This window comes from Kribbella alba, from assembly GCF_039529635.1.
Classification (GTDB): Bacteria; Actinomycetota; Actinomycetes; order Propionibacteriales; family Kribbellaceae; genus Kribbella; species Kribbella alba.
This window is the reverse complement of the sequence record NZ_BAAANE010000010.1, coordinates 185,320-210,772: the sequence shown is the minus strand read 5'-3', so window position 1 is coordinate 210,772 and position 25,453 is coordinate 185,320. Positions and strand designations below refer to the sequence as shown.

Annotated in this window: 23 protein-coding genes; 11 read left to right on the top strand and 12 right to left on the bottom strand. The window is 67.6% G+C overall.

Going from position 1 to position 25,453, the window contains the following annotated elements; genetic code table 11:
• The first annotated feature begins 27 nt into the window (after positions 1 to 27).
• Positions 28 to 1,587: an FG-GAP-like repeat-containing protein gene (locus ABD210_RS28115; RefSeq protein ID WP_344115438.1), complete on the top strand. Its 1,560-nt coding sequence runs from the start codon at positions 28 to 30 to the stop codon at positions 1,585 to 1,587.
• Positions 1,588 to 1,771: 184 nt separating this feature from the next.
• On the opposite strand, the gene ABD210_RS28110 is transcribed toward ABD210_RS28115, so the two are convergent.
• The 8 genes from ABD210_RS28110 to ABD210_RS28075 form a co-directional block, all read right to left on the bottom strand.
• Positions 1,772 to 2,344: a hypothetical protein gene (locus tag ABD210_RS28110; protein WP_344115437.1), complete on the bottom strand. Its 573-nt coding sequence runs from the start codon at positions 2,342 to 2,344 to the stop codon at positions 1,772 to 1,774.
• A gap of 191 nt (positions 2,345 to 2,535) precedes the next feature.
• A complete protein-coding gene (locus tag ABD210_RS28105; RefSeq protein WP_344115436.1) occupies positions 2,536 to 3,966 on the bottom strand; it encodes a GH1 family beta-glucosidase in 1,431 nt (476 codons plus the stop codon).
• A gap of 95 nt (positions 3,967 to 4,061) precedes the next feature.
• Complete coding sequence (locus ABD210_RS28100) at positions 4,062 to 5,066, bottom strand: ABC transporter ATP-binding protein (protein WP_344115435.1); 1,005 nt, start codon at positions 5,064 to 5,066, stop codon at positions 4,062 to 4,064.
• Positions 5,067 to 5,079: 13 nt separating this feature from the next.
• Positions 5,080 to 6,132, bottom strand: coding sequence for an ABC transporter permease (locus ABD210_RS28095; protein ID WP_344115433.1), 1,053 nt, complete (start codon positions 6,130 to 6,132; stop codon positions 5,080 to 5,082).
• Positions 6,133 to 6,135: 3 nt separating this feature from the next.
• A complete protein-coding gene (locus ABD210_RS28090; RefSeq protein WP_344115431.1) occupies positions 6,136 to 7,116 on the bottom strand; it encodes an ABC transporter permease in 981 nt (326 codons plus the stop codon).
• Entirely contained in the window at positions 7,113 to 8,213 is a 1,101-nt protein-coding gene (locus ABD210_RS28085) for an ABC transporter ATP-binding protein (RefSeq protein ID WP_344115429.1), read from the bottom strand. Before ABD210_RS28085 ends, ABD210_RS28090 begins: the two co-directional genes overlap by 4 nt.
• 182 nt (positions 8,214 to 8,395) lie before the next feature.
• Positions 8,396 to 10,075 carry an ABC transporter substrate-binding protein gene (locus ABD210_RS28080; protein WP_344115427.1) on the bottom strand — a complete coding sequence of 560 codons (1,680 nt, stop codon included), beginning with the start codon at positions 10,073 to 10,075 and terminating at the stop codon, positions 8,396 to 8,398.
• Between the two features lie 192 nt (positions 10,076 to 10,267).
• A complete protein-coding gene (locus ABD210_RS28075) occupies positions 10,268 to 11,326 on the bottom strand; it encodes a LacI family DNA-binding transcriptional regulator (RefSeq protein WP_344115425.1) in 1,059 nt (352 codons plus the stop codon).
• A 342-nt stretch (positions 11,327 to 11,668) separates the two neighbouring features.
• On the opposite strand from ABD210_RS28075, the gene ABD210_RS28070 reads away from it, so the two are divergent.
• Together ABD210_RS28070 and ABD210_RS28065 are read left to right on the top strand one after the other, a co-directional pair.
• Entirely contained in the window at positions 11,669 to 12,874 is a 1,206-nt protein-coding gene (locus ABD210_RS28070; protein ID WP_344115424.1) for an ROK family protein, read from the top strand.
• Between the two features lie 164 nt (positions 12,875 to 13,038).
• Positions 13,039 to 14,382: a GH1 family beta-glucosidase gene (locus tag ABD210_RS28065; RefSeq protein ID WP_344115423.1), complete on the top strand. Its 1,344-nt coding sequence runs from the start codon at positions 13,039 to 13,041 to the stop codon at positions 14,380 to 14,382.
• A gap of 305 nt (positions 14,383 to 14,687) precedes the next feature.
• Here the strand turns inward: ABD210_RS28065 and ABD210_RS28060 are convergent, their stop codons facing one another.
• The gene (locus tag ABD210_RS28060) at positions 14,688 to 16,034 is read right to left on the bottom strand and encodes a family 16 glycosylhydrolase (protein WP_344115422.1); all 1,347 of its coding nucleotides are present in this window, start codon (positions 16,032 to 16,034) and stop codon (positions 14,688 to 14,690) included.
• Positions 16,035 to 16,323: 289 nt separating this feature from the next.
• On the opposite strand from ABD210_RS28060, the gene ABD210_RS28055 reads away from it, so the two are divergent.
• From ABD210_RS28055 to ABD210_RS28040, 4 genes are all read left to right on the top strand, one after another.
• The gene (locus tag ABD210_RS28055; protein WP_344115420.1) at positions 16,324 to 18,231 is read left to right on the top strand and encodes a ricin-type beta-trefoil lectin domain protein; all 1,908 of its coding nucleotides are present in this window, start codon (positions 16,324 to 16,326) and stop codon (positions 18,229 to 18,231) included.
• On the top strand, positions 18,231 to 19,607 hold the full coding sequence (locus tag ABD210_RS28050) for a ricin-type beta-trefoil lectin domain protein (RefSeq protein WP_344115418.1): 1,377 nt from the start codon (positions 18,231 to 18,233) through the stop codon (positions 19,605 to 19,607). Before ABD210_RS28055 ends, ABD210_RS28050 begins: the two co-directional genes overlap by 1 nt.
• A gap of 151 nt (positions 19,608 to 19,758) precedes the next feature.
• Positions 19,759 to 20,583 (top strand): MerR family transcriptional regulator, encoded by an 825-nt coding sequence (locus ABD210_RS28045; RefSeq protein ID WP_344115416.1) that lies wholly within the window; start codon positions 19,759 to 19,761, stop codon positions 20,581 to 20,583.
• 6 nt (positions 20,584 to 20,589) lie between these two features.
• Positions 20,590 to 20,940 carry a VOC family protein gene (locus ABD210_RS28040; RefSeq protein WP_344115414.1) on the top strand — a complete coding sequence of 117 codons (351 nt, stop codon included), beginning with the start codon at positions 20,590 to 20,592 and terminating at the stop codon, positions 20,938 to 20,940.
• Positions 20,941 to 20,952: 12 nt separating this feature from the next.
• Here the strand turns inward: ABD210_RS28040 and ABD210_RS28035 are convergent, their stop codons facing one another.
• Positions 20,953 to 21,729 carry an AlkZ-related protein gene (locus ABD210_RS28035; protein ID WP_344115413.1) on the bottom strand — a complete coding sequence of 259 codons (777 nt, stop codon included), beginning with the start codon at positions 21,727 to 21,729 and terminating at the stop codon, positions 20,953 to 20,955.
• A 130-nt stretch (positions 21,730 to 21,859) separates the two neighbouring features.
• Between ABD210_RS28035 and ABD210_RS28030 the strand changes: the two genes are divergently transcribed.
• The gene (locus ABD210_RS28030; protein WP_344115412.1) at positions 21,860 to 22,480 is read left to right on the top strand and encodes an antibiotic biosynthesis monooxygenase; all 621 of its coding nucleotides are present in this window, start codon (positions 21,860 to 21,862) and stop codon (positions 22,478 to 22,480) included.
• 67 nt (positions 22,481 to 22,547) lie between these two features.
• Here the strand turns inward: ABD210_RS28030 and ABD210_RS28025 are convergent, their stop codons facing one another.
• Positions 22,548 to 22,853, bottom strand: coding sequence for an ArsR/SmtB family transcription factor (locus ABD210_RS28025; RefSeq protein WP_344115410.1), 306 nt, complete (start codon positions 22,851 to 22,853; stop codon positions 22,548 to 22,550).
• 26 nt (positions 22,854 to 22,879) lie between these two features.
• Positions 22,880 to 23,311, bottom strand: coding sequence for a MarR family winged helix-turn-helix transcriptional regulator (locus ABD210_RS28020; RefSeq protein WP_344115408.1), 432 nt, complete (start codon positions 23,309 to 23,311; stop codon positions 22,880 to 22,882).
• Positions 23,312 to 23,382: 71 nt separating this feature from the next.
• Here ABD210_RS28020 and ABD210_RS28015 point away from each other — a divergent pair, with 71 nt between their 5' ends.
• The 3 genes from ABD210_RS28015 to ABD210_RS28005 all read left to right on the top strand — a co-directional run bounded on the left by ABD210_RS28015 (position 23,383) and on the right by ABD210_RS28005 (position 25,441).
• On the top strand, positions 23,383 to 24,003 hold the full coding sequence (locus ABD210_RS28015; RefSeq protein ID WP_344115407.1) for a maleylpyruvate isomerase family mycothiol-dependent enzyme: 621 nt from the start codon (positions 23,383 to 23,385) through the stop codon (positions 24,001 to 24,003).
• A gap of 110 nt (positions 24,004 to 24,113) precedes the next feature.
• Complete coding sequence (locus tag ABD210_RS28010; RefSeq protein ID WP_344115405.1) at positions 24,114 to 24,767, top strand: DedA family protein; 654 nt, start codon at positions 24,114 to 24,116, stop codon at positions 24,765 to 24,767.
• Between the two features lie 59 nt (positions 24,768 to 24,826).
• The gene (locus tag ABD210_RS28005; protein WP_344115403.1) at positions 24,827 to 25,441 is read left to right on the top strand and encodes an NADPH-dependent FMN reductase; all 615 of its coding nucleotides are present in this window, start codon (positions 24,827 to 24,829) and stop codon (positions 25,439 to 25,441) included.
• Positions 25,442 to 25,453 lie beyond the last annotated feature (12 nt).

Here is a 25,453-nt window from a genome sequence, read left to right as displayed (position 1 = left end):
CATCCGCCCTGAGTTGTGAGGACCTGCATGAAACGTCAGCAGTGGAAGCTCGGTACCGCCGCCCTGGTAGGCGTGGGACTGGTCGTCGGAGGCGTGGTGCACGCGGCAACCGCGGACACCACCAAGTCCGATCCGCAGCAGTTGCCGCCGACCAACGGTTCGGTTGCCCTGAGCACCGCCGAGATTGCCGCGGCCACGCCGAGGAGCGCGAGCGGCGCCATTCGCCCGGCCATAGGTCTGAACAGTCCCGGTGGTGCTGCGCAACCGAAGTCGGCCGAGGCGGTCGCCCTTGCTGCCGCCGCTGGGCCGACCTCGGCGAAGCTGTCGATCAAGGGTGTCTACCAGAGCACCAACTACAACTGCGTGCCCGCGTCGAGCGCGGTCAGCCTCGACACCTTCGGTGTCAGCGTCACCCAGGAGACGCTGGCCAAGAAGATGGGCACCACCACCTCGGGTACCTGGGACAAGACCGCGCTGCCGGTGATCAACAGCTACATCAACCCGCTGGCCTACTCGGTCTGGGACACGGACACCACCGGCAGTGCGACGAACCTGCTCAACTGGGCCGCGTACGACATCGGCACGCTGAAGCGGGCGCCGAAGATCGGTGTCTGGATGGAGAAGCTGCCCTGGAACAAGGGCATGTCAGGGCACATCGGCCACGCCATTCTGATCTACGGCTACGACCTGACCGCCAAGACCCTGACGGTCTGGGACCCGTGGAAGGCGACCGGCGGCACGCACACGCTTTCTGCCGCCGCACTGAACGCCACGATGCAGCAGTACGGTCTGTCGTACCTCGCCGGCCACTCCGATGCGGACCTGGCCAACGCGGGTGACCTGAGCGGCGACAAGCTCGCCGACCTGATCGCGGTGCACCGTCCGACCGGCGCTCTCTACCGGTATACGAACAACGGCAAGGGCGCGTTCGACGGCGGCGCCAACGCCGTGAAGCTCGGCACCGGCTGGAACGGCATGACCGAGCTGACCGGGGTCGGGGACCTGACCGGCGACGGTGTCGCGGATGTCGCGACGATCGAGAAGTCCACCGGCAAGTTGTGGCTGTACCGCGGCCCGAGCCTGTCCGCCTCGACCCGTCTGCTGATCGGCACGGGTGGCTGGAACGGCATGCGCGACCTGGTGGGGATCGGCAACATCAGCGGCGACGCGCACCCGGACCTGGTCGCGGTGGAGAAGTCGACCGGCAAGCTCTGGGTCTACCCGGGTAAGGCGAACGGTCTCGGCACCCGCAAGCAGATCGGCACCGGCTGGACCAGGATGGCGAAGCTCGCGGCCGTCGGTGATCTGTCTCGCGACGGCAAACCCGACTTCGTGGCGGTGGACTCCGGCACCGGCAAGCTCTGGCTCTACAAGGGCCTGACGTTCGCGGGTGGCACCAGCCGGGTCGAGATCGGCTCCGGCGGCTGGAACGGGATGCGCTCGCTGACCGGTGTCGGTGACCTGAACGGAGACAAGATCCCGGACCTGATCACCGTCGCCAACACGACCGGGGACATGTACCTCTACCCAGGCAAGGCGAACGGCCTCGGCACCCGCGTCAAGCAGGGCAGCGGCTGGAACAGCTGAGCCGTCAGCCGGTTGTGTCGTGTCTTCGGCGGGATGTCGATTCAACGGACAGGAGTCCGCCGACGCAACGCCTTTGCGCGACATAAGCAGTCGTGCTCTGCCTCTGTCGTCGCTCGGACTCCACCTATGGTCGCGGATTCTCCGCGCGGCGACGGGGGAGGTGCGTGGTCAGGTGGGTTGTCGCCTACAGGCCGGCGGGGAACTGGTAGGTGGACGGCACGGTCGGGGTCGCGCTCGAGGGGCCGACCCAGACTGCGATCTCCTGGTGGGCCTGGAGCTTGAGTGCCGCCGGGTCGCTGGTGATCAGGGTTCCGTTGCTGTAGACCCGCAGTACTTCGCCGTTGCTGATGGTGGTCGGCCCGACCTGGTGACTGGTCAGCGGCTGACCCCACTCGGTGAAGAACTGTCCGAGAGTGAACGGGACGTTCTCGGCGGATTCGATGTGCACGATGCCGGTGGTGTCGTGCGTGTGGAGCGGGGAGATCGCCTGCCGGATGTTGTCGATTCCGATCTGGGCGGGCACGGTGATGTGCTGACCGTCGACAGTCACATCGAGGTGCGCGTGGTAATGCACGGCCAGCATCTCCTGGCCGAGCATCGGCAGGCCGGCCTGCTGAGCAGCGGCGCTGGCGTCCAGCGGGGCAGCCCAGGTGGCAGGGATGCTTGGCGCAGCGCTGGGCTGGCTGGGCGCGGAGCTCGGCTGGCTCGGCGCGGCGCCCGCAGAGCTGGTGCTACTACAGCCGGTGAGCAGGACCATCGCGGCGATGATCGCGGCGACGACCGCGAGGACTGCCCGATGCCGGGCAGTGCGTGTCGGGGCTGGGATGGGTGTTCCTTTCGCTCAGCAGAGGTTCCTCTTCGAGCGTACCCAGGCCGGGCCAGAATCCGGAGGCCTCCAGGTGAGCGCCGCCCCCCGGCCAGGCGTGACCGGGGGCGGCCCTGTGGTTGTCAGCGGTTGCGGTGCTGCTGGGCGAGGTCGCGGAGGTAGAGGGCGCTCTGCTTGGGGATCCGGGCCTGGGTGTCGTAGTCGACCCGGACGATGCCGAAGCGTTTGTCGTAGCCGTAGGCCCATTCGAAGTTGTCGAGCAGGGACCAGGCCAGATAGCCGCGGATGTCGGCGCCCTGCTGGATCGCGGACGCCACCGCCGCCAGGTGCGAGGAGAAGTACGCCGAGCGACCCTCGTCGGCGACGTAACCGTTCTCGTCCGCGACGTCCTCGAAGGCCGAGCCGTTCTCGGTGACGACCATCGGCAGGTCCGGGTAGTCGCGGCTGATCCGCACCAGCAGGTCGGTGAAGCCCTCCGGCACGATCTCCCAGTCCATCGCAGTACGTGGCTTGTTCAGCGGGAGGGTCCGGCTGATCGGCAGCCCGTCGTCGCCGACCGTCCGGCCGTCCTCGCCGAACCCGGTGAACTTCTGGCTGAAGTAGTAGTTGATGCCCAGTACGTCGATCGGCGCCGAGATCGTCGCCAGATCCCCTTCCTGCACGGGGATCTCGACCCCTCCAGCCGCGAGGTCCGCGATCACGTCAGCCGGGTAGCGGCCGTGCGCCAACGGCTCCAGGTAGAGCCGCGCCCCCATCCCGTCGGCCCGGCGCGCCGCTTCCAGGTCAGGCTCGGCGTCGCTTGCCGGGTACGCCGTGGCCGCGTTGAGGGTGATCCCGAGGTCGATCGGCCGGGTGGCTGCCTCGCGCAGCCGCTCGGTGGCGAGCCCGTGCCCGAGCAGCAGGTGGTGAACCGCCGCCACGGCCGCGGGGTATTCCTTCCGCCCGGGGGCATGCACGCCGTACGCGTAACCGAGCATCGCCGAGCACCACGGCTCGTTCAGCGTGGTCCAGGTGTCGACCCGATCACTCAGCGCGTCGAACACCAGCATCGAGTAGTCCGCGAACCGGTACGCCGTGTCCCGCACCGGCCAGCCACCGGCGTCCTCCAGTTCCTGCGGCAGGTCCCAGTGGTACAGCGTCACCCAGGGGTCGATGCCCTGGGCAAGCAGTTCGTCGACCAGCCGGTCGTAGAACGCGATCCCGCTGGGGTTCACCGGTCCGGTCCCATGCGGCTGGACCCGCGGCCAGGACACCGAGAAGCGGTAGGTGTCGAGCCCGAGGTCCTTGATCAGGGCGACGTCGGCCGGCATCCGGGTGTAGTGCTCGCAGGCGATGTCACCGGTGTCACCGTTGTCGATCGCGCCGGGCGCCCGGCAGAACGTGTCCCAGATCGACGGCGTGCGGCCGTCGACGTCGATCGCACCCTCGATCTGGTACGCCGAGGTGGCGACACCCCAGCGGAAGCCCGACGGCAGGCTGGCGATCAGCGCCGCCTCGTCCGCCGGGGCGGTGAACGCGACAGGTGTTGAGGTGGGGGCAGCTGCTGTGTTCATGGTTGACGTACGACGCCACCCCGCCGGTGGGCAGGGCGGCGTCGTACTGGCTCCCTTCGGGCCGTGCAGTTGAGAGTCGGGGCTGTTGAAGGTGGTCAGGCGACCGGGACGCGACCGGGCAGCCAACAGGCCACCGAGCGGTCCGGGTCGTTCCTGGCCTCGGGCACACCGAGGACTGGGATCTCCGTCGAGCAACGGTCGAACGCGTGCGGGCACCTCGGGTGGAACGAACAACCGGTGGGCATGCCGCGCAGGTCGGGCGGCGAGCCGGGGATCCCGGACAGCTCTCGGCGCGGGCCACGCAGCGCCGGGAAGGACTTGAGCAGGCCCTCGCTGTACGGGTGCAGGGAGTCCTTGTAGAGGTCGGCGGACCTGGCCTCCTCGACGATGCGGCCGCCGTACATGATGGCGATCCGGTCGGAGAACTCGACCAGCAGCGACAGGTCGTGGGTGATGAACAGCACCGAGAAGTCCAGCCGCTCACGCAGTTCGACCAGCTGGGCCAGGATCTGCCGCTGCATCACCACGTCCAGCGCGGTGGTCGGCTCATCCATGATGACGACCTGCGGCTCGAGGACCAGAGCCATGCCGATCATCACGCGCTGCCGCATACCGCCGGACAGTTGGTGCGGGTAGGCGTCCATCCGGTCCGAGGAGATGCCGACCAGCTTGAGCATCTCGTGCGCCCGCGCCAGCCGGGCCTGCTGGCTCAGCTGCGGCTCGTGCGCCCTGATCACGTCGAGCATCTGGGTGGAGACCTTGTGCACCGGGTTCAGCGAGTTCATCGCGCCTTGGAACACGATCGAGGTCTCGGCCCAGCGGAACGCCCGCAGTTCGGCGTTGGTCAGCGCCATCACGTCGTACGGCTGGTCGCCCGGCGGGTGGTAGATCACCGATCCACCGCTGATGACGCCTGGTGGGGGCAGCAGCCGGGTGATGCCGTAGGCCAATGTCGACTTGCCGCTTCCGCTCTCGCCGGCCAGGCCGAGCACCTCGCCGCGATGCAGCGTCAGCGTGACGTCGCGGACCGCCTGAACTGCCTGGTCCCCGAGGCCGTAGTCGACGTTGAAGTTCTTGATCTCCAGCACGGGAGCCTTCATACGATTCCAATCCTCATGCGGCGCCCTTCGCTTCGTCGGTGCTCTTGCGCACCACGGGCGTGACGGGGTCGTTCTTGCCGTTCTGCTGCAGGACGGGGGTGAACCCGACCCGCATCCGGACGGTGTGTCCGTCCTTGGTCCTCACCCGGGTGTGGCCGCTGCTGCGCAGCCGCGGGCTGACGAACTCGTCGATGCCGAAGTTGATCAGCGACAGCGCGGTGCCGAGGATCGCGATCGCCAGTCCGGCCGGGACGAACCACCACCAGGCGCCCTGCGCGAGGGCCTGCTGGCTCTGGGCCCAGAACAAGATGGTGCCCCAGTTCCATTCGGAGATGGTGGAGATGCCGATGAAGGCCAGGGTGATCTCGGACATCACCGCGAAGATCACCGTGCCGACGAACCCGGAGGCGATGATCGCGGTCAGGTTCGGCAGGATCTCGACGGTGATGATCCGCCAGGTGCTCTCACCGGTCGCTCGGGCGGCCTCGACGTAATCCCGTCTGCGCAGCGACAACGTTTGCGCCCGCAGTACTCGTGCCCCCCAGGCCCAGGAGGTCAGGCCGATCACGAGGGCAACCATCAGGTCGCCCGCGCTGGGGATCGTGGAAGCGACGATGATGATCAGCGGCAGCGCCGGGATCACCAGGAAGACGTTCGACAGCGCCGACAGGCCTTCGTCCGCGGCACCCCCGAGGAAACCGGAGCTGACCCCGATCAGGACCGACAGCGCGGTGGCGATGATGCCGGCCAGCAGCCCGACGAACATCACCCCGCGGGTGCCGACGAGCACCTGGCTGAAGATGTCCTGACCGAGGTGCGTCGTACCGAACCAGTGCTTGCCCGACGGCGCCTGGATCAGGTCGCTGCTGCGGGCCGACGGGTCGAACGGCGCGATCCACGGTCCGATGATCGCGATCAGGCAGAAGAAGCCGAGGATGAACAGACCGGTCGCGGCCTTGGGATTGGCGACGAACCGGAGCCGGCGGCGTTTCGCCGGAGCCGCCGCCCCGACGGGACCTTCGGGAGTGACCGCCGTGATGGTGGTGGCTGGTACTTGTGCCGTCATCGGTCAGCCTTCCTTGCGGGTGCGGGGATCGAGCAGCAGGTAGGCGACATCCGCCACCAGGTTCGCGATCAGCACCGACATCGTGATGACCAGGAACACGCCCTGCATCAGCGGGTAGTCCTTCGAACCGACGGCCTGGAAGAGGTTGTAGCCGATGCCGGGGTAGGAGAAGACGATCTCCACCAGCAGGGTGCCGCCGACGATGAAGCCGAGCGACAGCGCGAAGCCGGACACGTTCGGCAGCAGCGCGTTCCGGGCGGCATAGCTGACCATCACCCGGCGCTCCGGCAGGCCCTTGGCGTGCGCGACGGTGATGTAGTCCTCCGACGCGACCGTGACCATCATGTTGCGCATGCTGAGGATCCAGCCGCTGACGGACGAGATCAGGATGGTGATCGCCGGCAGCAGGCTGTGCTTGATCGCGCTGCCGATGAACGCGCCGTCCCAGGACGGCACCAGACCCGGGTCGTAACCGCCCGACGACGGGAAGAAGCTGTCGGTCCCGGCCAGCAGGGTGATGGCGAGCAGGCCGAGCCAGAAGTACGGGATCGACGACAGGAAGGTTGTCACCGGCAACAACCCGTCGAGCCAGGAGCCCCGCCGCCAGCCGGCCAGCACGCCGAGCGACGTACCGATCATGAAGCTCGCGAAGGTGGTGATGCCGACCAGCGCGATCGTCCAGGGCAGGCTCTGCCTGAGGATCTCCGACACCGGCGTCGGGAAGAAGGTGAACGACAGCCCGAGGTCGCCGTGGAAGATCTGGCCCCAGTAGTCGAGGTACTGGCTCCACATGCTCGCGTTCTTGTCCAGGCCGAACAGCACGTAGAGCGAGTTGATCGCGTCGGTGCTCATCTGGCCCTGGAACTTGTTGATCAGCGAGGTGACGGGGTCGCCCGGGATCAGCCGCGGGATGAAGAAGTTGATGGTGATCGCGGCCCACGCGGTGAACAGGTAGAACGCGATCCGCTGCAGCAGGAACTTCACTTCGCCGCTCCTTCCTCGTAAAGCCAGCAGGCTGCCCAGTGGCCCTCGTCACCGGTGCCACCGATGACCGGCAGCTCGAAGCGAGGCGGCAGCTCCGTGGAGCACTTCGGCATCGCGTGGACGCAGCGCGGGTGGAAGCGGCAACCGGTCGGTGGCGTGATCAGGCTCGGCGGCTCACCGCCGGCCTCGTCCGCGGGAGCGTCCGTGGGATTCCCTCCCCGCCCCACCCCGGTCGCATCACCGACGCGGTCCAGCCGGTCGGGGTCCGGTGCGCTCTCGATCAGCAGCCGGGTGTACGGATGGGCCGGTTGCTGGGTGACGGTTTCGGAATCGCCGCCCTCGACCATGCGGCCGGCGTACATCACCATCGTCTCGTCGGCGAAGTAGCGCGCCGACGCGATGTCGTGGGTGATGTAGAGGATCGCCAGGTCGAGGCGTTCCTTGAGGTCCCGCAGCAGGTTCAGGACGCCGAGGCGGATCGACACGTCCAGCATCGACACCGGCTCGTCGGCGAGCAGGGCCTCCGGGTCGGCGCCGAGCGCGCGGGCGATCGACACCCGCTGGCGCTGACCGCCGGACAGCTCGTGCGGGAACTTGTCCAGGTAGCGCTCCGGCGGGGTGAGCTGCACCCGCAGCAGCAGGCTGTTCAGGTTCTCCTCCAGCTCGGCGGCGTTCTTGCCCGCGCGGCCGTGGATCTTCAGCGCCCTGGTCAGGTGGTACCGCACGGTGTGGACCGGGTTCAGCGATGCGAACGGGTCCTGGAAGATCATCTGCACCTGGCGGCAGTAGGCGCGGAACTTGCGGCCGCCGTGCACGGTGACCGACTCGCCGTGCAGCCGGATGTCGCCGGAGGTGCGGGAGTACAGCTGTGCGAGCAGGCGCGCGACCGTGGACTTGCCCGAGCCGGATTCGCCGACGAGCGCGGTGACCCGGCCCCGGCGAAGCGTCAGCTGGATGTCGTCCACCGCGTGAACTGCCTTGCGCTCCGTGGTGAACAGGTCGCGCAGACCCCGTCGTACGGGGAAGTGTTTGGTGAGGTTCTCGGCCTCGAGGACCACGTCTGCCGTGGTCGCCTTGGCTGTCTCGGTCGCCGTCATGAGGTTCTGGACTCCTAGCTTGATCGCGGCACCGCGGCCGGGACCCCCAGGTGGTGGGATCCCGGCCGCGGCAGACCCTTCAGCGTCATGCGCCGCGCCTCCGCACGTCGTCCCCGGCCCAGGCAGGCACCTCGCACCCACCTGGACGCCGGAGCCGGCGCACGGATTCGCAGCGCATGAGGCTAGGCGCCTGCGGGCTTCAGGTTCAGGACGATCTGGAGTGCGTTCTGCTGCGTCGGCTGGGCCGGCGCGTACTGGTTCTGCTCGTCCGGCCAGCCGACCCAGTTCTTGACGCTGTACTGGCCGCCGACGTTGGACGCCGAGGTCGCGATGACGGGCATCTGCTCGACCATGATCTTCTGCAGCGTGTTCAGCGCCGCGGTCCGGGCGGACTCGTCCTTGGCGTTGGCGTACTCGTCCAGCGCCTTGGTCGCCTCCGGGCTGTTGAACCGGCCGTAGTTGCCGCTCACGCCGCCCTTGCCGACCGGCTTGAGGATCTTGCCGTCCATGATGTTCTGGTAGATGTCGTACGGCGTCGCGCCGCCGTTGGTCCAGTGCATCGCGGCGTCGAAGTTGCCTTCGTCGATCGCCTTGAACCAAGCGTCCTGGTTCGCCTTGTCGACGGTGGCCTTGATCCCGATCGTGGACAGGTTGTCCTTGATGATCTCGAGGTCGGTGATGTAGTCGGACCAGCCGGCCGGGTCCGTCAGCGTGATGGTGACGGGCTTGCCGGTCGGGTCCTTCAGGGTGTCGCCCTCGAGCTTGAAGCCGGCCGCGGCCAGCTCGGCCTTGGCGCCGTCCACGTCGACCGCGTGCTTCTTGTCCTTGAACTCCGGAGCGATGAACGACTCACCGGCCGGGGTCGGGATGCCGGTGACGGACTCGACCTTCGGGTAGAAGTAGCCGGCCTCACCCTGCATGAAGATGTCGTCGCGGTTGATCACCTTGTCCATCGCGCGACGCAGGGCCGGGTTGTCGAAGGGCTTCTTGGTGGTGTTGATCCACAGACCGTGGATGCCGAGGTTCGCCGGGAACCAGAGCTTGTGGTTCGCCGCGTCCTTGTCGACGTACACGGCCTTGTAGTTCGGGATGAAGACGAAGCTCCACTCCGCCGAGCCGTTGGCCAGCGCGGTGGTCTGCGCGTTGTTGTCGTTGTACGACGTGTAGCGCAGCTCCTTCACCTTCGGCAGGTCCTGCCAGTACGAGTCGCGGACCTCGAGCGTGGTGGTCTGCGGGGTGAACGACTTCAGCTTGTACGGGCCGGTGCCGATCGGGTTCTTGACGGTGTCCAGGCTCGGGTCCTTGAAGGTGGACCACTGGGCCTTCGGCACCACGAAGACCGTGAGCACCTTGTTCTGGTTCGTGAACTGGGACTTGGTGAAAGTCAGGTCGACCTTGTTGCCGGACGCGGTGATGGTGCCGTAGGGGATCGCGTCGGAGTTCAGGCCCTCGTGGTCCTTGCGGAGCTGGAACGAGTAGGCGACGTCCTCGGCGGTCATCGGCGAGCCGTCGGAGAACTTGACGCCGTCACGGATGGTGAGCGAGAGCTTGGTGAAGTTGTCGGCCCACGCCCACTCGGTGGCCAGCCAGGGCTTGCCCTTCTCGGCCGGCTTGATGCCGTTCACCATCACCAGCGGTTCGTAGATCATCCACCGGTAGCCCAGCGAGGCACCCGACGAGGATCCGAGGAACGGGTTGTGGTTCTCCGTCTGCGGGCCGTTCGGCATGCCAACGTTCAGCACCGTGGCGGTGCTGGCGGAGTTGGCGGTGTTCTTGTTCCCATCCCCGTTACTGCAGGCAGCCAGTGTGACTGCCGCGAGCACGCCCGTGAGGGCTAGCGCGACTGAGCGTCGAGCTCGCATCGTTCCTCCTGTGGTTCGTCCAACTGTGTTTGGCGGTTGACGGTCGGATGACTGTCTGGTGGAGCCTGGGGGGCCTTGGCATCGTGCCGTGAAAGCGCTCTCATGGGAATATCGGCGGCGCTAACAGATCGGTATCGGTGTGCTTCGGTGCGCCGGCGGCGAGGCAGGGGCAGCTACCCCGCCGCCGGCGGGCTAGTGCTCGGTCAGCGGTGAGGGGTCGTCGCCGGCCGGGCGTAGCGACTGACGGGCGGTCACGGGGGCGGTTGAACTGCGGACGATCAGCGTCGTGGGCAGCACTTTGGGTTCCTCGGGCAGCGGCTGGCCGCCGAAGTAGGACATCAGCATCCGGGCGGCGACCTGACCCATCTGGCGCATCGGCTGGTGCACCGTGGTCAGGGGTGGCTCGGTGTGCTGGGCATAGGGGATGTCGTCGAACCCGACCACCGACACGTCGTTCGGCACGTTCCGCCCGGTTTCCCGGACGGCCTGGATCGCGCCGCCGGCGGACAGGTCGTTGTGCGCGAAGATCGAGTCGAATCTCAGGCCCGCGTCGAGTGCCTTCTGCACGCCTTTGCGGCCGCTCTCGTGGGTGAAGTCGCCTTCGAAGACGAGCCGTCGGTCCAGCTCGACACCGGCCGCCGCGTAGGTGTCGCGGAAACCGTCCAGGCGTTCCTGGGTACATCCGAACCAGTCCACGCCGGTGATCACCAGCGGGTGGCGACGGCCGAGTTCCAGCAGGTGCTGGGCCGCGGCCTCACCGCCGGCCCGGTTGGTGGTCGCGACGGACGGGAACAGGGGCTGCTTGGCCCGGTCGTCGATCAGCACGACGGGCAAGCCGCGGGAGTGCAGTTGCTCTATGTAGGCGAGGGTGCCTTCCGGCTCGATCACCAGCAGGCCGTCGAAGGACTGCGCCGAGACCTGGGAGGCGAACTGCTGCATGGACTCCTCACCCCGGTTGCAGGTGAACAGCAGCAGGCCGTAGCCCTCGGACTCGACCACGTCCACAGCGCCCTGCAGCACCTCGCCCATCCACGGCCAGGTGAGCGAGGGGACCAGCATGCCGACGATCCGGGTCCGGCCGCGGGCCAGGCCGACGGCCCGGGCGCTGGGCACGTACCCGAGTTCGGCGATCACCTGGCGGACCCGCTCGGCGGTGCGCAGGTCGAGCTCGCCCTTGCCGTTGAGGACGCGCGAGACGGTGGTCTTGCTGACCCCGGCGCGGGCGGCGACGTCGGCGATGGTGATCGACACTTTCAACTCCCCTCGGGCGGTCGGGGTGTTCCTGGGTCCGATCCGGTTTTGTTTCCGGACCATGACGCTCAGGTTCGGAACCGGTTTCGGAAGCGGTTCCGTAGAGCTAAGCCGAGTGAGTCAGCTCACGTCAATCACGGCGCGATAACGAATCACAGCTAAGTTCACGATTTGTAGGAAGTGGGCCGTCCGGCTGTGCCGCCGCCCTTGGAGTCCGGCCCTGGTGCATGATGGACTGCGGGTGCGGAAACGATTTCACTGGCCCCGCCGGCTGACCGGCGGTGGCATCTTCCAAGGGCGGGTCGACACAACATGGACGTACGCCGGACCACTGTGCGCGACATGCGGCGGTCCAACCGCTCGGTGATCCTGACCAGCATCTACCGCGACGGTCCGCTCAGCCGGTACGAGCTCGGGCACCAGACCTCGTTGAGCGCCGCCAGCGTGAGCAACCTGGTCGGCGAGCTGCTCGAGGAGGGTGTGGTCGAGGAGGCCGGCTCGGTCGAGTCCGACGGCGGCCGCCCGCGCGTGCTGCTGCGGGTGTCTCCGACGTTCGGCTATGTCGTCGGCGCCGAGGTCGGCGAGACCCGGGTCCGTGTCGAGCTGTTCGACCTGGCGATGAAGGTGCTCGCGACCGTCGCCTACCCGATCGAGACCGCGGAGCTCGCGCCGGAGCTGGCCGTCAAGTACGTGATGCAAGGTCTCGCCGAAGTGATCGACGAGGCCGGCATCTCCGCTGACCAGGTGCTCGGCCTCGGTGTCGCGGTGGCCGGCATCGTGGAAGGACCTGCGGATGCGGTGGTCCATGCCCAGACCCTGGGCTGGGACGCGGTGCCGTTCGGCGCGATGCTCGCCGCCAAGACCGACATCCCGATCCAGGTCGACAACGGCGCGAATACGCTCGGCCAGGCGGAGATGTGGTTCGGCGCCGGACGTGGTGCCACCGACGCGGTGGTCGCTCTGGTCGGCTCCGGTGTCGGCGCCGCGCTCGTCACGGGCGGTTCGAGCTATCGCGGCACCCGCAGCAGCGCCGGCGAATGGGGCCACACGACCATCACGTACGCCGGTCGCAGATGCAGGTGCGGCGCCGAAGGATGCCTCGAGGCCTACGTCGGGGCCGAGGGCGTGCTCGAGCGATTCCAGCTGGCCAACAAAGGTATTCCCGCGCCGGGTGGCGACGAGGAGGAGGCCTTCACCGGCCTGCTCGACTCGGTCGGTACCTCGGAGGTCGCGGCCGAGGTGGTCGGGGACACCATCGGGTATCTCGGTGCCGGCTTCGCCAACCTGGTCAACCTCTTCAACCCCGAGCGGATCGTGCTCGGCGGCTGGGCCGGCCTGCTGCTGGGGGAGCGCTACCTACCCCAGCTCCGCGACGCCGTCGGCAAACACGCATTGCGCCAGCCCTATGCCCAGGTCTCCATCGAGCTCTGCGAACTCGGCCGCGACGCCGTGGCTCTCGGTGCCGCGACACTTCCGATCCTTCGCCTCCTCCGTGAAGGCGGCGCCAATCCTCGTTCGGCCCCCGGCCTGATCGCTCGCGCCCGCTGAGCTCCTCGACTGGGCCCTCCACGAGCAGCTGGGATCTGCAGGAGGTTCCGAAGGGATCTGCAGGAGGTTCCGGAACTTGTCAGGTTGCCGTCTGCCGCTACTCCGACTTCAGTACTTCAACTATCCTTTGAAAAAACTACCCTTCTACCCCTTGGGGGTCACCGATGGTCGAGCTTTCCCCGCTCCGGCAGGACTTCGTCTGGGGTACCGCCACCTCGGCGTACCAGATCGAGGGCGCGATCGACGCCGACGGCCGGTTGCCGTCCATCTGGGACACCTTCTGCCGGGTCCCCGGTGCGATCGACAACGGCGACACCGGTGACGTCGCGTGCGACTCGTACCACCGCTGGCCCGAGGACATCGACCTGCTGCGCCAACTCGGCGTGGACGCCTACCGCTTCTCGATCGCCTGGCCGCGGGTGATCCCCACCGGTTCCGGCGTCGTGAACGCGGCCGGCCTGGACTACTACGACCGGTTGGTCGACGAATTACTTGCCGAGGGCATCAAACCGTTCGTGACCTTGTACCACTGGGATCTGCCGCAGGCGCTGCAGGACCTGGGCGGCTGGGACAACCGCGACACGGCGTACCGGTTCGCGGAGTACGCGGCCGTCGTCGGCGCCAAGCTAGGTGACCGCGTGCGTGACTGGGTCACCCTGAACGAGCCGCTGTGTTCCGCCTGGATCGGCCACTGGGAAGGGCGGATGGCGCCGGGCATCACGGATCCGGCGATCGCGGTACGGGCGTCGTACAACCTCTTGCTGGCACATGGGCTCGGGGTCGCGGCGCTGCGGGATTCCGCGCCGGAGCCGCCGTCGGTCGGCCTGGTGGTCAACCTCAGTGGGTGTGAGCCGGCCAGCGACAGCGCCGCCGACATCCGCGCCTCGAGGATCGCCGACGGGCACATCAACCGCTGGTGGCTCGACCCGGTGTTCGGCCGCGGCTTCCCGGCGGACATGGTCGAGACGTACGGCGTGGAGCTGCCCGAGCAGCCGGGAGATGCCGAGATCATCGCCGCGCCGACGGACTTCGTCGGGCTCAACTACTACTTCCGCCAGATCATCAAGGCCGACGAATCCGTTCCCCTGCTGGGATTCAGCCAGGTGCCGGGGCCGAATCCGGAGCACACCATGCTCGACTGGGAGATCCACCCGTCGGGTCTGGAGGAATTGATCCTGCGGCTGGCCAAGGAATACGGCGCCGAGAAGATCTACATCACCGAGAACGGTTCCGCCTGGGTCGACCAGCCGGACGCGTCCTTCAAGGTCGACGACCCGCAGCGAACCGATTATCTGGAAGGGCACCTGGCTGCCTGTGTCCGCGCGGTCCAGCAGGGTGCTCCACTAGCCGGCTACTTCGCCTGGTCCCTGATGGACAACTTCGAATGGGCGTACGGCTACGCCCCGCGCTTCGGCCTGTCGTACGTCGACTACCCCTCCGGCACCCGCGTGATGAAGACCAGCGGCAAGCGCTACGCCGACCTGATCCAGACCCACCGCACGTCGTAGCACCCGGCAGCGATCACAGAGGAGCCGCGCCGGGTCCGGTCGGGTGCGGGTGGCTTGCTGACGGTCACCGGCTCGACGCGACCTGGAAGATCCACCCGACGGCTCGACCGGCTGGAGCGACTTGGCGGATGTGGTTGTGGCTGCTCGTGGAGGGGTTACCCCCTGAAAGTGTGGGTTGACCCACCCGATACTCGTGGGCCGACCCACAAGGTCAGGGGCCGACCCACAAGATCAGGGGCCGACCCACAAGATCAGGGGTTAACCAGCACTGAGGCAGGTGCCGGGGCACCTGCCTCAGTGGAGTTCTAGACGTTCCACTTCTGGTTGGCGCCGCCGGTGCAGGTCCAGATCTGCAGAGGGGTGGCGTTGGCGGAGTTGTTGCCGGTGACATCGAGGCACTTGTTGGCTTGGGGGTTCACCAGGTCCTTGCCAGCCGAATATGTCCATTGCTGGGCGCCGTTGCCGTTGCAGCTGGCTAGTTGGACGCGGGTGCCGTCGGCAGTACCGGCGTTCGCGACGTCCAGGCACTTGCCCAGGGCACGGATCGTGCCATCGCCGGGGCGGGTCCATTGCTGGGCTGCGGTGCCGTTGCAGTCGTAGAGCTGGACCGTGGTGCCGTCGGCCGAGTTCGCACCGGCGACGTCGACGCACTTGCCGGCAAGACCGGTGATCTGGCTGGCGCCGGTGCCGCCGCCGCTGAGGCTGCTGACGCGGACATAGTCGATCGTCATCGTCTGCGGCATCGCGGTGCTGCCGTCCGGGTACCCCGGCCAGTAGCCGCCGACCGCCACGTTCATGATCATGAAGAACGGGTGGTTGTAGACCCAGGTCTTGCCACCCAGGTCGGCGGGAGTCCTGCGCTGGTACTGGATTCCGTCCACGTACCAGGTGATCGAGTTCGGCTCCCAGTCGACCGTGAACGTGTGGAAGCCGTTGGCGAACTGCTGACCACCGGGCAGCGTGTACGCCGCGCCGATGCCGCCGGCGCCGGAGTAGCCGGGGCCGTGGATCGTGCCGTGCACGATGCTCGGTTCGCGGCCGATGTTCTCCATGATGTCGATCTCGCCGTCGGTCGGCCAGTTGCCGCCGCCGAGCATCCAGAACGCGGGCCAGATGCCCTGGCCCCTGGGGATCTTGATACGCGCTTCGAAGCGCCCGTACGCCTGGGTGAAGGTCTGCGCGGTGAGCAGCCGGGCCGAGGTGTACTGGCACGGGCCGTAGTGGCAGGTGAAGCCGCCGTTCTCCTGGCGGGCGGTGATCACCAGGTTGCCGGTGCCGTCGAGGGCGGAGTTGCGGGTGCTGTTCGTGTAGTACTGGCGCTCGTCGTTGCCCCAGCCGGAGCCGCCGATGTCGTAGCGCCACTTGCTGGAGTTCGGGGCCTGGCCGGCCGGGCCGTCGAAGTTGTCCTCCCAGATGGTCGGACCGACCGCGGCGGCCGCCATCGGAGCGGCGGCCGCCCCAGTGACCGGAGCGCCGGCGACCGGAGCGCCGGCCGTCCCGGCGACCGGAGCGCCGGCGGCGGACGGAGGGGCGGCGGTGTCGGCCGACGGAGTACGGGCGTCGGCGGGGGCTTGGAGTAGGGCGGTGCCGAGCAGGGCGGCGCCTGCTGCGAGCAGGGCTGCGGCGCGGTACCGGGGACGCTGGAACCTCATAGGCGTGCCTCATTTCTCGCTCGGCCGGAGTGCGACTGGTCCGGCCGTGGGGGGCGGGGGCGGGACGTGAACGAGACAGGGAATCGCTGGGAGGCAGCCTGGTGTGAGAACGCTTTCACGTCAAGACCACACATAAATATAAGTCGTGAAAAAAGCCTCCCGCGACGTTGACACGGGCATTCACCGATGGTTACCTCGTGCTGACCACCTGTTGCGGCGCGGGCAGACGCCGACACCTGGGGGTCCCATCCACCCTGTGAAAGCCCTTGACCCAAAGGGAGATTCCCCCATGCCCCCGAACGGGACCCAACGTCACGGCCCTCGCCGCAGACGGCTCCTTCCTGCCCTGGCCGGGCTCGCGGCCCTGTGCGTGACCGCCACCGGTCTGAGTCTCGGCAACCCGCAGCCCGCGCACGCGGCGGGCGAGCCGGTGAACGTCTGGCTGACCACCACCAACGACGCCGGCGGCCGCAGCGTGACCCGCGGTCTGCAGCAGCAGACGCCGGTCGCGTTCGGCCCCGCCGGCGGCAGCGCGAACCAGACCATCAACGTCAACGAGAACACGACGTACCAGACCTTCGAGGGCGGTGGCGCGTCCTTCACCGACAGTGCCGCCTGGCTGCTGAACAGCAGCAACACGATCACCGCGGCGACCCGCAACCAGGTGATGAAGGATCTGTTCGACCCGGTCAACGGGATCGGCCTGGCGTTCACCCGGAACCCGATGGGCGCCTCGGACCTGGCCCGGTTCAACTACTCCTACGACGACACCTGCTGCGATCTGAACGACTTCAGCATCAATCACGACCTGGCGGATGTGGTGCCGCTGACCAAGCAGGCCAAGCAGCTGAACCCGGCGCTCAAGGTCAAGGGCGCACCGTGGAGCGCGCCGGCCTGGATGAAGGACAACAACAAGTTCACCAACCGCGGCTGGCTCAAGGCGGAGTACTACCCGCTCTACGCGCAGTACTTCGTGAAGTACGTCCAGCAGAACGCGGCCCAGGGCCTGAAGATCGACTACGTCTCGGTGCAGAACGAGCCGACCTGTTGCGGCACGGACGACACCGGCTACGCGTCGATGAACTGGAACGGCGCGGGCTTGCTGAACTTCACCAAGAACCACCTGCTGCCGGCTTTCCGGGCCGCCGGGATCACCACCAAGGTGCTGATCCTGGACTACAACTGGGGCAACTACAACGACCTCGGGTCGGTCCCGCTGAACGACGCCGGGCTGCGCGCCGATCCGCTGTTCGGCGGCATCGCCTGGCACGGGTACGGCGGTGACGTGAACCTCCAGAACACGATCCACGACCAGTTCCCGGCTGTGAACCAGTACATGACCGAGCACTCCGGCGGCACCTGGATCAGCAACCAGCAGAACGAGGACATGAACAACCTGATCGACTACACCAGGAACTGGAGCAAGTCCTGGGTGAAGTGGAGTCTCGGTCAGGACCAGAACATGCTTCCGTACGTCGGTGCCGGCTGCAACGTGTGCACCGGGCTGGTCACCATTCAGCGTGGCGGCGCCCGCGCCGGCCAGGTGGACAAGACCATCGAGTACTACACGATGGGCCACCTGACCAAGTTCGTGAAGCCGGGTGCGGCGCGGATCCAGTCCGACGCGAACGCCTCGGTGAAGAACGTGGCCTGGAAGAACCCTGACGGCTCGAAGGCGCTGATCGCCTACAACACCACCGGTGGTTCGCAGTCGGTGCGGGTGAACTGGGGCAACCAGTCATTCGTCTACACCCTGCCGACCAAGACGTCGGCGACCTTCACCTGGACCGGTACCCAGGGCAGTGGCGGCGGCGGTGGGACAGGAACGGCGATCACCGGTCTGGCCGGCAAATGCGTCGACGTCGCCGGCGCGAACAGCGCCGACGGGACCACGGTCGACCTGTACGACTGCAACAGCACCTCGGCACAGCAGTGGACCCGTCCCGGTGACGGCACGGTCCGTGCCCTCGGCAAGTGCCTGGACGTCAGCGCCGGCTCGACCGCCGACGGGGCGAAGGTTCAGCTCTACACGTGCAATGGCAGCGCCGCCCAGCAATGGACCTACACGAGTGGGAGAGATCTTGTGAATCCGCAGGCGAACAAGTGTCTCGATGTCACCGGCAACAATTCCGCGAACGGCACCCCGCTGCAGATCTGGACCTGCACCGGTGCCGCGAACCAGAAGTGGACCGTCTGATGCGCCGGCTGCTGGCCGCCAGCGCGGCTCTCGCGCTGGGTGCGGGCCTGCTGATGGCGTCGGCGCCGGCTCAGGCCGCCGAGGCCACCGGTACGATCACCGGCCTGGCCGGTAAGTGCGTGGACGTCGCCGGCGCTGGAACTGCCGACGGTACTGCGGTGAACCTCTACGACTGCAACGGATCCGCGGCCCAAAGCTGGACCAGGAACTCCGACGGCACGCTGAAGGCGCTCGGTAAATGTCTTGACGTGACCTCGGGCTCTACCGCGGACGGCGCGAAGGTCCAGCTGTGGACCTGCAACGGCAGCGCAGCCCAGCAGTGGAACTACACCGCAGCCAAGGATCTGGTGAACCCGCAGGCGAACAAGTGCCTCGATGTCACCGGCAACAGTTCCGCCAACGGCACCCGGTTGCAGATCTGGACCTGCACCGGTGCCGCGAACCAGAAGTGGAACGCGCCGGCTCTGCCCACAACCCCGCCGCCCGCAGGCGGTGCGCCGATGGCGGCGGCGCCGTACCTCTACCAGGGATGGGGCAGCCCGCCCAACCCCGCGACAGTGATGAACGCGAGCGGCGTCAAGTGGTTCACGATCGCCTTCATCCTCTCCAACGGGTACTGCAACCCGATGTGGGACGGCGGTCGTCCACTCACCGGTGGTGTCGACCAGCAGGCGATCAACACGATCCGCAACAACGGCGGTGACGTGGTGGTCTCGGTCGGCGGCTGGTCCGGCAACAAGCTCGGCGAGAACTGCAACAGCGCCGGCGAGCTCGCGGCGGCGTACCAGAAGGTGATCAACGCCCTGTCGCTGAAGGCGATCGACATCGACATCGAGGCCACCGAGTTCAGCAACGCGACCGTCCGGCAGCGCGTGATCGACGCGCTGAAGATCGTCGAGCAGAACAACCCGGGGATCGCCACGTACCTGACCTTCGGCACCACTACGACCGGTCCGGACGGCAACGGCCAGGACCTGATCCGTCGCGGTGCGGCCTCCGGGCTGAACCTGGACGGTTGGGTGATCATGCCGTTCGACTTCGGCGGCGGCTCGACCAACATGGGCACGCTGTCCAAGCAGGCTGCCGACGGGCTGAAGAACCAGGTCAAGAGCGCCTACGGCCTGACCGACGACGCGGCGTACCGCAAGATCGGCATCTCCTCGATGAACGGCGTCACCGACGTCGCCGGCGAGCAGGTGAATCTGTCGGACTTCGAGTCGATGCTCAGCTACGCGAGCCTGCACCACCTGGCCCGCTTCACCTTCTGGTCGGTCAACCGTGACCGCCCGTGCACCGGTGGCGGCGCCGACACCTGTAGCGGTGTCTCGCAGCAGCCTTGGGACTTCTCCAAGGTGATCGGCCGCTACCGGGGCTGATCCACACCCTGGTGTCCGCACAGGACATCAGCAGAGCGACCGCGACCGCGCCCCCGGTTGCGGTCGCTCTGTGCTGTCTGCGTGTTGCCCTTACAAGCCGCGGCGGCGGTCGGTTGACCCTCCGGCGACCGGAGGGTGGAAGCTTTGGGTCATGACCGCGTCGGTGACCATCGGTGAGTTCTCCCGGCTCACATATCTGAGCGTGAAGACTCTGCACCATTACCACGACATCGGTCTGCTCAGGCCGGCCCGGATCGACCCGTCCTCGGGTTACCGGCGCTACGAGACCTCGCAGGTGGAGGTCGCCCACCTGATCCGGCGGCTCCGCGACCTGCGGATGCCGCTCGCGCAGGTTCGTTCGGTGGTCGAGGCGCCGGACGCGGCCACCCGGGACCAGGCACTGCGACTGCACCTGGACCAGATGGAGCGGGAACTGGTCCGGACCCAGGATGTCGTCGCATCCCTTCGCGCGATGCTGACGCAACCGATCGGCGAACTGTCCGTGGAGTACCGGTTCGTGCCCGCGTTCCGCGCGTACGCCGTGGCGGATCGCGTCGAGCGGAGCCAGCTCGGGCCATGGTTTGAGTCCGCTTTCGGCCGGCTCGGGGAGATCGCCGCACGGCAGGGCATCACCGCCACCTCGGGCGCGACGTACAGCGACGAGTTCTTCGCCGAAGACGCCGGAGAGGTGGTGGCGTTCCTGCCCGCCATGCAGGGCCAGCAGCCGGCAGCAGGGGTCGAGTTGATCGACGAGCCGGCCGGGTTCTTCGCGGTGGGAGTGCATGCCGGGCCATTCGAGGATTTCGATCGCAGCTATGGGGCGCTCGGCAGTCATGTCGCCGAGTACTGCGAGGTCGCGCCGGGGCCGATCCGCGAGCTGTACGTCGTCGGTCCTGGTGACGTCGCCGACCCCGCCCAGTTCCGTACCGAGATCTGCTGGCCGATCCAGCAGATCCCCCTTCAGATGAAAGGTTGATCCACCATGTCCGTGTCCCTGGAGAACATCACCTTCGACTGCGCCGACGCCGCCGTACTGGCCGGCTTCTGGGCGCAGGTGTTCGGCCAGCAGGTCGATGCTGAGGGCAACCAGTTCTTCGCCACCGTGAACAAGCACGGTGACGGCCCGTCGCTGATGTTCATCCAGGTCCCTGAGGAGCTGACCGGCAAGAACCGCCTGCACCTCGACCTGGCCGCCGCGGACTGGACCGCCGAGGTGGAGCGCATCGTCGGGCTCGGCGCGAAACGCCTCAACGAATTCCGCGAGTACGGTGCTCACTGGGTCACCCTGAGCGACCCGGAAGGTAACGTCTTCGACCTCGCCGAGGCGCATTGAGCGGTGCGGGGGTCAGCGGAGACGCGGCCGGTAGCGGGTGCCGTCAGAGGTCGCGCGGCCGGTGTCGACCAGTTGGTCCAAGCGTTCCCGGGCCTTGGCGGCCGGCCACCGGAAGGCTCGGGCCAGCTCGGCGGGGGAGGCGTCCAGCATGGTGTCGAGGTACTGCATCGCCGCCTCGCCGTGATCGCCACGCCCGCCGACGTCGAACTGCTCGCAGGTGAGCGTCAGCAGCGCAGCGGGCCAGCCGTTGCTCAGCTCCTGTACTCCGGCGCTCGTGACGAGGAGGTTGCGCTGCAGTTCGGTGATCGCCCGCTGGTACTTGTTCCGATCGCCGAGCAGTGAGCGAAGTGCGGCGCTGGACAGCGGCTCGATTGCCAGCGCCGCGGCGATCTCGTGTGCCGCCGGCGACAGCTCCAGTTGCTCGTGGTCGTCGAGCTCGCCGGCTCCTGGATAGAGCGCCGCCAGCAAGGTGGGTGAGAGGAAGGTCCCACGCCCGCCGAGGTACGCGCCGTACCAGGCGAGGCCGCGGCGGGGGAGCTCGTCCTTCCAGGCCCACACCTTCTGCTCGTCCTCGCCCATGCCGGCGCCGAAGGGCTCGCGGTCTTCCCCTGCGACGGCCTCCCACAGCGACGGGCCGATCGGTCGTGGGGCTGGGAAGAGCAGGGCGAAGCCGACGTCGTCGACGAATTTCCCGGCTCGTTGAATCGTGCCGACTCCACGCCCTCGCACCCACCACCGGCGCGCGCGAGCTTGGCTCGATTCACTGTCCGCGGTGCTCGTGGGACCCATCCGGACAGTCAATCAGCAGTCGGCGATCGCAGGGTGCCGAGAGGCATTGCGCAGCCGGCGGTAGCGGGAGGAGGGTGGAAACGACCGGTGGTGCCACCGGGGCGCCACCCCGATCCGAAGGGGGTGGATCGTGTACGCGCGTTCCACCACGATCATGGCCAGGCCGGAGTCCATCGACGCCGGCATCGCCGAGGTGCGCGACAATGTGATGCCGCAGATCCAGGAGATGGAGGGCTGCGTCGGCCTGTCCATGCTGGTCGATCGCGGATCAGGTCGCTGCATCACCACCAGCGCCTGGCAGTCGGAAGACGCGATGCGCGCCGCCGACCAAGCACTCCAGCCGGTCCGGGAACGCGTCGGGGAGATCCTCGGCGGCAGCCCCCAGGTCGAGGAGTGGGAGATCGCCGTCCTGCATCGCGATCACCGGTCGGGCGAAGGGGCCTGTGTCCGGGTGACCTGGCTGCGGGTCGACCCCGCCGACATGGATCGAGCGATCGATGTCTACAAGCTCGCGTCACTGCCGCGGGCCGAGGAGCTGGCCGGCTTCTGCAGCGCCAGCCTGCTGGTCGATCGCAACTCAGGTCGTGCCGTCTCGTCGGTGACCTACGACAGCTTCGAGGCGATGGAGCAGAACAGGGACGCCGCCGCGGCGATGCGGTCGGCGGCCTCGAAGGACGCCGCGGCCGAGGTGCTGGACACCGGCGAGTTCGAACTGGCAGTCGCCCATTTGCGAGTCCCTGAGATGACCTGACGCCGCCGGAGGACGGCAGGGGAGATGACGACCCGGACCACCTGGTCCGGGTCGTTGACGATCGCGGTCAGTCCATCCGGTCGAGGTGCGCCTCGAGGGCGTCGAGACGGTTGCGCCACAGGTCGCGGTACGGCTCCAACCAGACGTCGATCTCGGCAAGGGGTGCCGGACTAAGGCGGTACCAGCGGCGCTGGGCGTCCTGGCGAACCTCCACCAGCCCGGCGTCCCGCAGTACCTTCAAGTGCTTCGACACCGCGGGCTGGCTCAGGGCGAGCTGCTCGACGAGCTCCCCGACCGGCCGCTCCCCGCCACGCAGCAGATCGAGGATCTCGCGCCGCCTTGGTTCCGCGAGGACCTCGAACGTAGTTGCCATACCAGGAATATAACCGGCGGGGATCCTCAGGCGTACGGATCGGTGATCTCGCGGAGGGCGGTCAGTGCCTGGCGGAGTTGGGCCGCCTTCTTCGGGCCGAGGTGGGCGTTCCACTCGGCCTCGATCTCGGCGACCACCGCGTTCGCGATCGGGACCGCCGCGTGCCCACGCGCGGCGATCTGGACGAGGCGGGCCCGGGCGTCGGTGGGGTCGGGGACGCGGCGCACGTAGCCGGCACGTTCCAGTTGGTCCACCAGGAAGCCGGCTGTCTGCTTGGTCACCTGTGCCTGCTCGGCGAGCTCGGTCAGGCGGGTGCCGTCGGCGCCGATCCGCTGGAACACTCGTCCTTGGGCGGGGGTGATGTCGAACCCGGCCGCGGCGAGCGCCTCGAACACCCGGTTCTCCATCGCGCGATAGGGGATGAAGAGCAGCAACCCGAGGTTCAGTACGTCCGGCATCCTCACATCTTGACTGGTAGTCAGAGAGACTGTCTAATCTGGTCAGAGAAGCTTACTAATTTGGGGGATCGATGGAGACAGAGGAGATCTGGCGGTACGTCGACATCGAGCGGGCCGGTCTCGCCGAGCTGCTCTCCGGGTTGACGGCTGCGGAATGGGCCACGCCGTCGGTCTGCCCCGGGTGGACCGTGCACGACGTGGCCGCGCACGTGATCTCGTCACCGCAGGCACGAGTGTTGCCGGTAATGGTCGGGATGGCCCGGGCCCGGGGTGACTTCAACCGGTTCGTCTTCGAGGAGGCCCGACGCGCGGCTTCGAAGTACTCCGCCGGCGAGGTCGTCGCGCAGTACAGGCGGTTCGCCGGCTCCAGGCGTCATCCGGTCGGTACGACGCCGGCGGATCCCTTGCTGGACGTGTTGATCCACACGCAGGACATCGCCCTACCGCTGGGGATCCGCCGGGAGATGCCAGTCGAGGCCGCGCGGGCCGCGGCGGATCGCATCTGGTCGAAGTCCTTCCCGTTCAAAGCCCGCAAACGCCTCGTCGGCGTGCGCCTGGTCGCCTCCGACACCGACTGGTCCGCAGGCGAAGGCCCGGAGATCCACGGGCCGATCAGCGCGCTGCTTGTCCTCCTGAGCGGCCGCAGGATCACAACGCCCTCCCTCAAAGGCAAAGGCGTCGCTCTGCTCTAGTTCGGCGACGAAGTGGCTGCGGGTCATGCTCGGGGTCATCCTGGGTGGCAGTCGCATGGGTGCGGGATTGATGGGCACCTGCTCTGGAACTACGAGGAGCGGACCGGGTGATGATGAGCGCGCTGGCGACGCAGGAGCCGACAGGAGGGATCGCAGGCTGGGCCGTCGACCTGATGGACCAACTGGGGGCTCCGGGCGCAGGGTTGGCCGTGGCGCTGGAGAATCTGTTCCCGCCGTTGCCGAGTGAGGTGATCCTGCCGTTGGCGGGCTTCGCGGCCAGTCGGGGCGATATGGGACTGGTCGCCGCGATCGTGTTCACCACGCTCGGGTCGGTGGTCGGTGCCCTCGCGCTTTACGGCGTCGGAGCGGTGCTGGGTCGCGACCGGACTCGTGCGCTGGCCGGGCGGATTCCACTGGTGAAGCTGGAGGACGTCGACAAGGCCGAGGACTGGTTCAACCGGCATGGCTCGAAGGCGGTGCTGATCGGGCGAGTAGTGCCCGTGGTGCGAAGCCTGATCTCGGTGCCGGCCGGGGTGGAGCGGATGCGGCTGCCGTTGTTCATCGCATTGACTGCGATCGGCAGCCTGGTGTGGAACTCGGCCCTGATCATCGCCGGGTATCTGCTGGGCGAGCAGTGGACCGTCGTCCAGTCGTCCATCGGGATCTTCCAGTGGGTGGTGCTGGCCGCCGCGGTCGGGGCTGTGGTCTGGTTCGTGGTGGCGAAACTCAGGGCCAGGCGTTCGACATCTGAGAAAGTCAAGTAAAGCGCTCGACTTTGGCTACGCTCGGGGTCTCACTGCCGAATCCTGGGAGATGGATCCCGATGCCCTCAGTCGCCTTCGAGCCGCGGATCGTGCCGGACCCGCCGGCCTGGCCGCAATCTGTCGTCACCGTGGTGGGGAACCCGAAGCCGGGCTCCCGAACCGCTACTGCCGCCGCCTCCGTGGCGGAACTGCTCGCTTCCGAGCTCGGTACGCAGTACCGGATCGACGAGCTGATCGATCTTGTCACGTTCGCTCCGGCGATCTTCCAGGGCGACGCGGCGTCCGAGGAGAATCGGGCGGCACTGGACAGCGCGATCGATCTTGCCGCGTCTGCGTCGGTGCTGGTGCTGGCCACGCCTGTCTACAAGGGCAGCTACACGGGGTTGCTCAAGAGCTTCCTGGATGTGCTCCCGCATCAGGCGCTGGCGGGGTCGGTCGTCATCCCGGTGACGGTCTCGGCCGCACCTAGCCACAAGTTGCTGGCGGATCTGCACCTGCGACCCGTGCTGGCCGAGCTCGGCGCGAGTGTGCCGACGCCGCCGGTGGCGTTGGAGGAGCGGGATCTGGAGGATCTGCAACTGGCGGTGTCCGCGTGGGTGCGGCACAACGCCGGTCTGGTGCAGGCCGCAACCATCGCCCTCCAGCCGGTCGCGGAGCCTACTCCCGCCAAGTGAGATCACACCGGG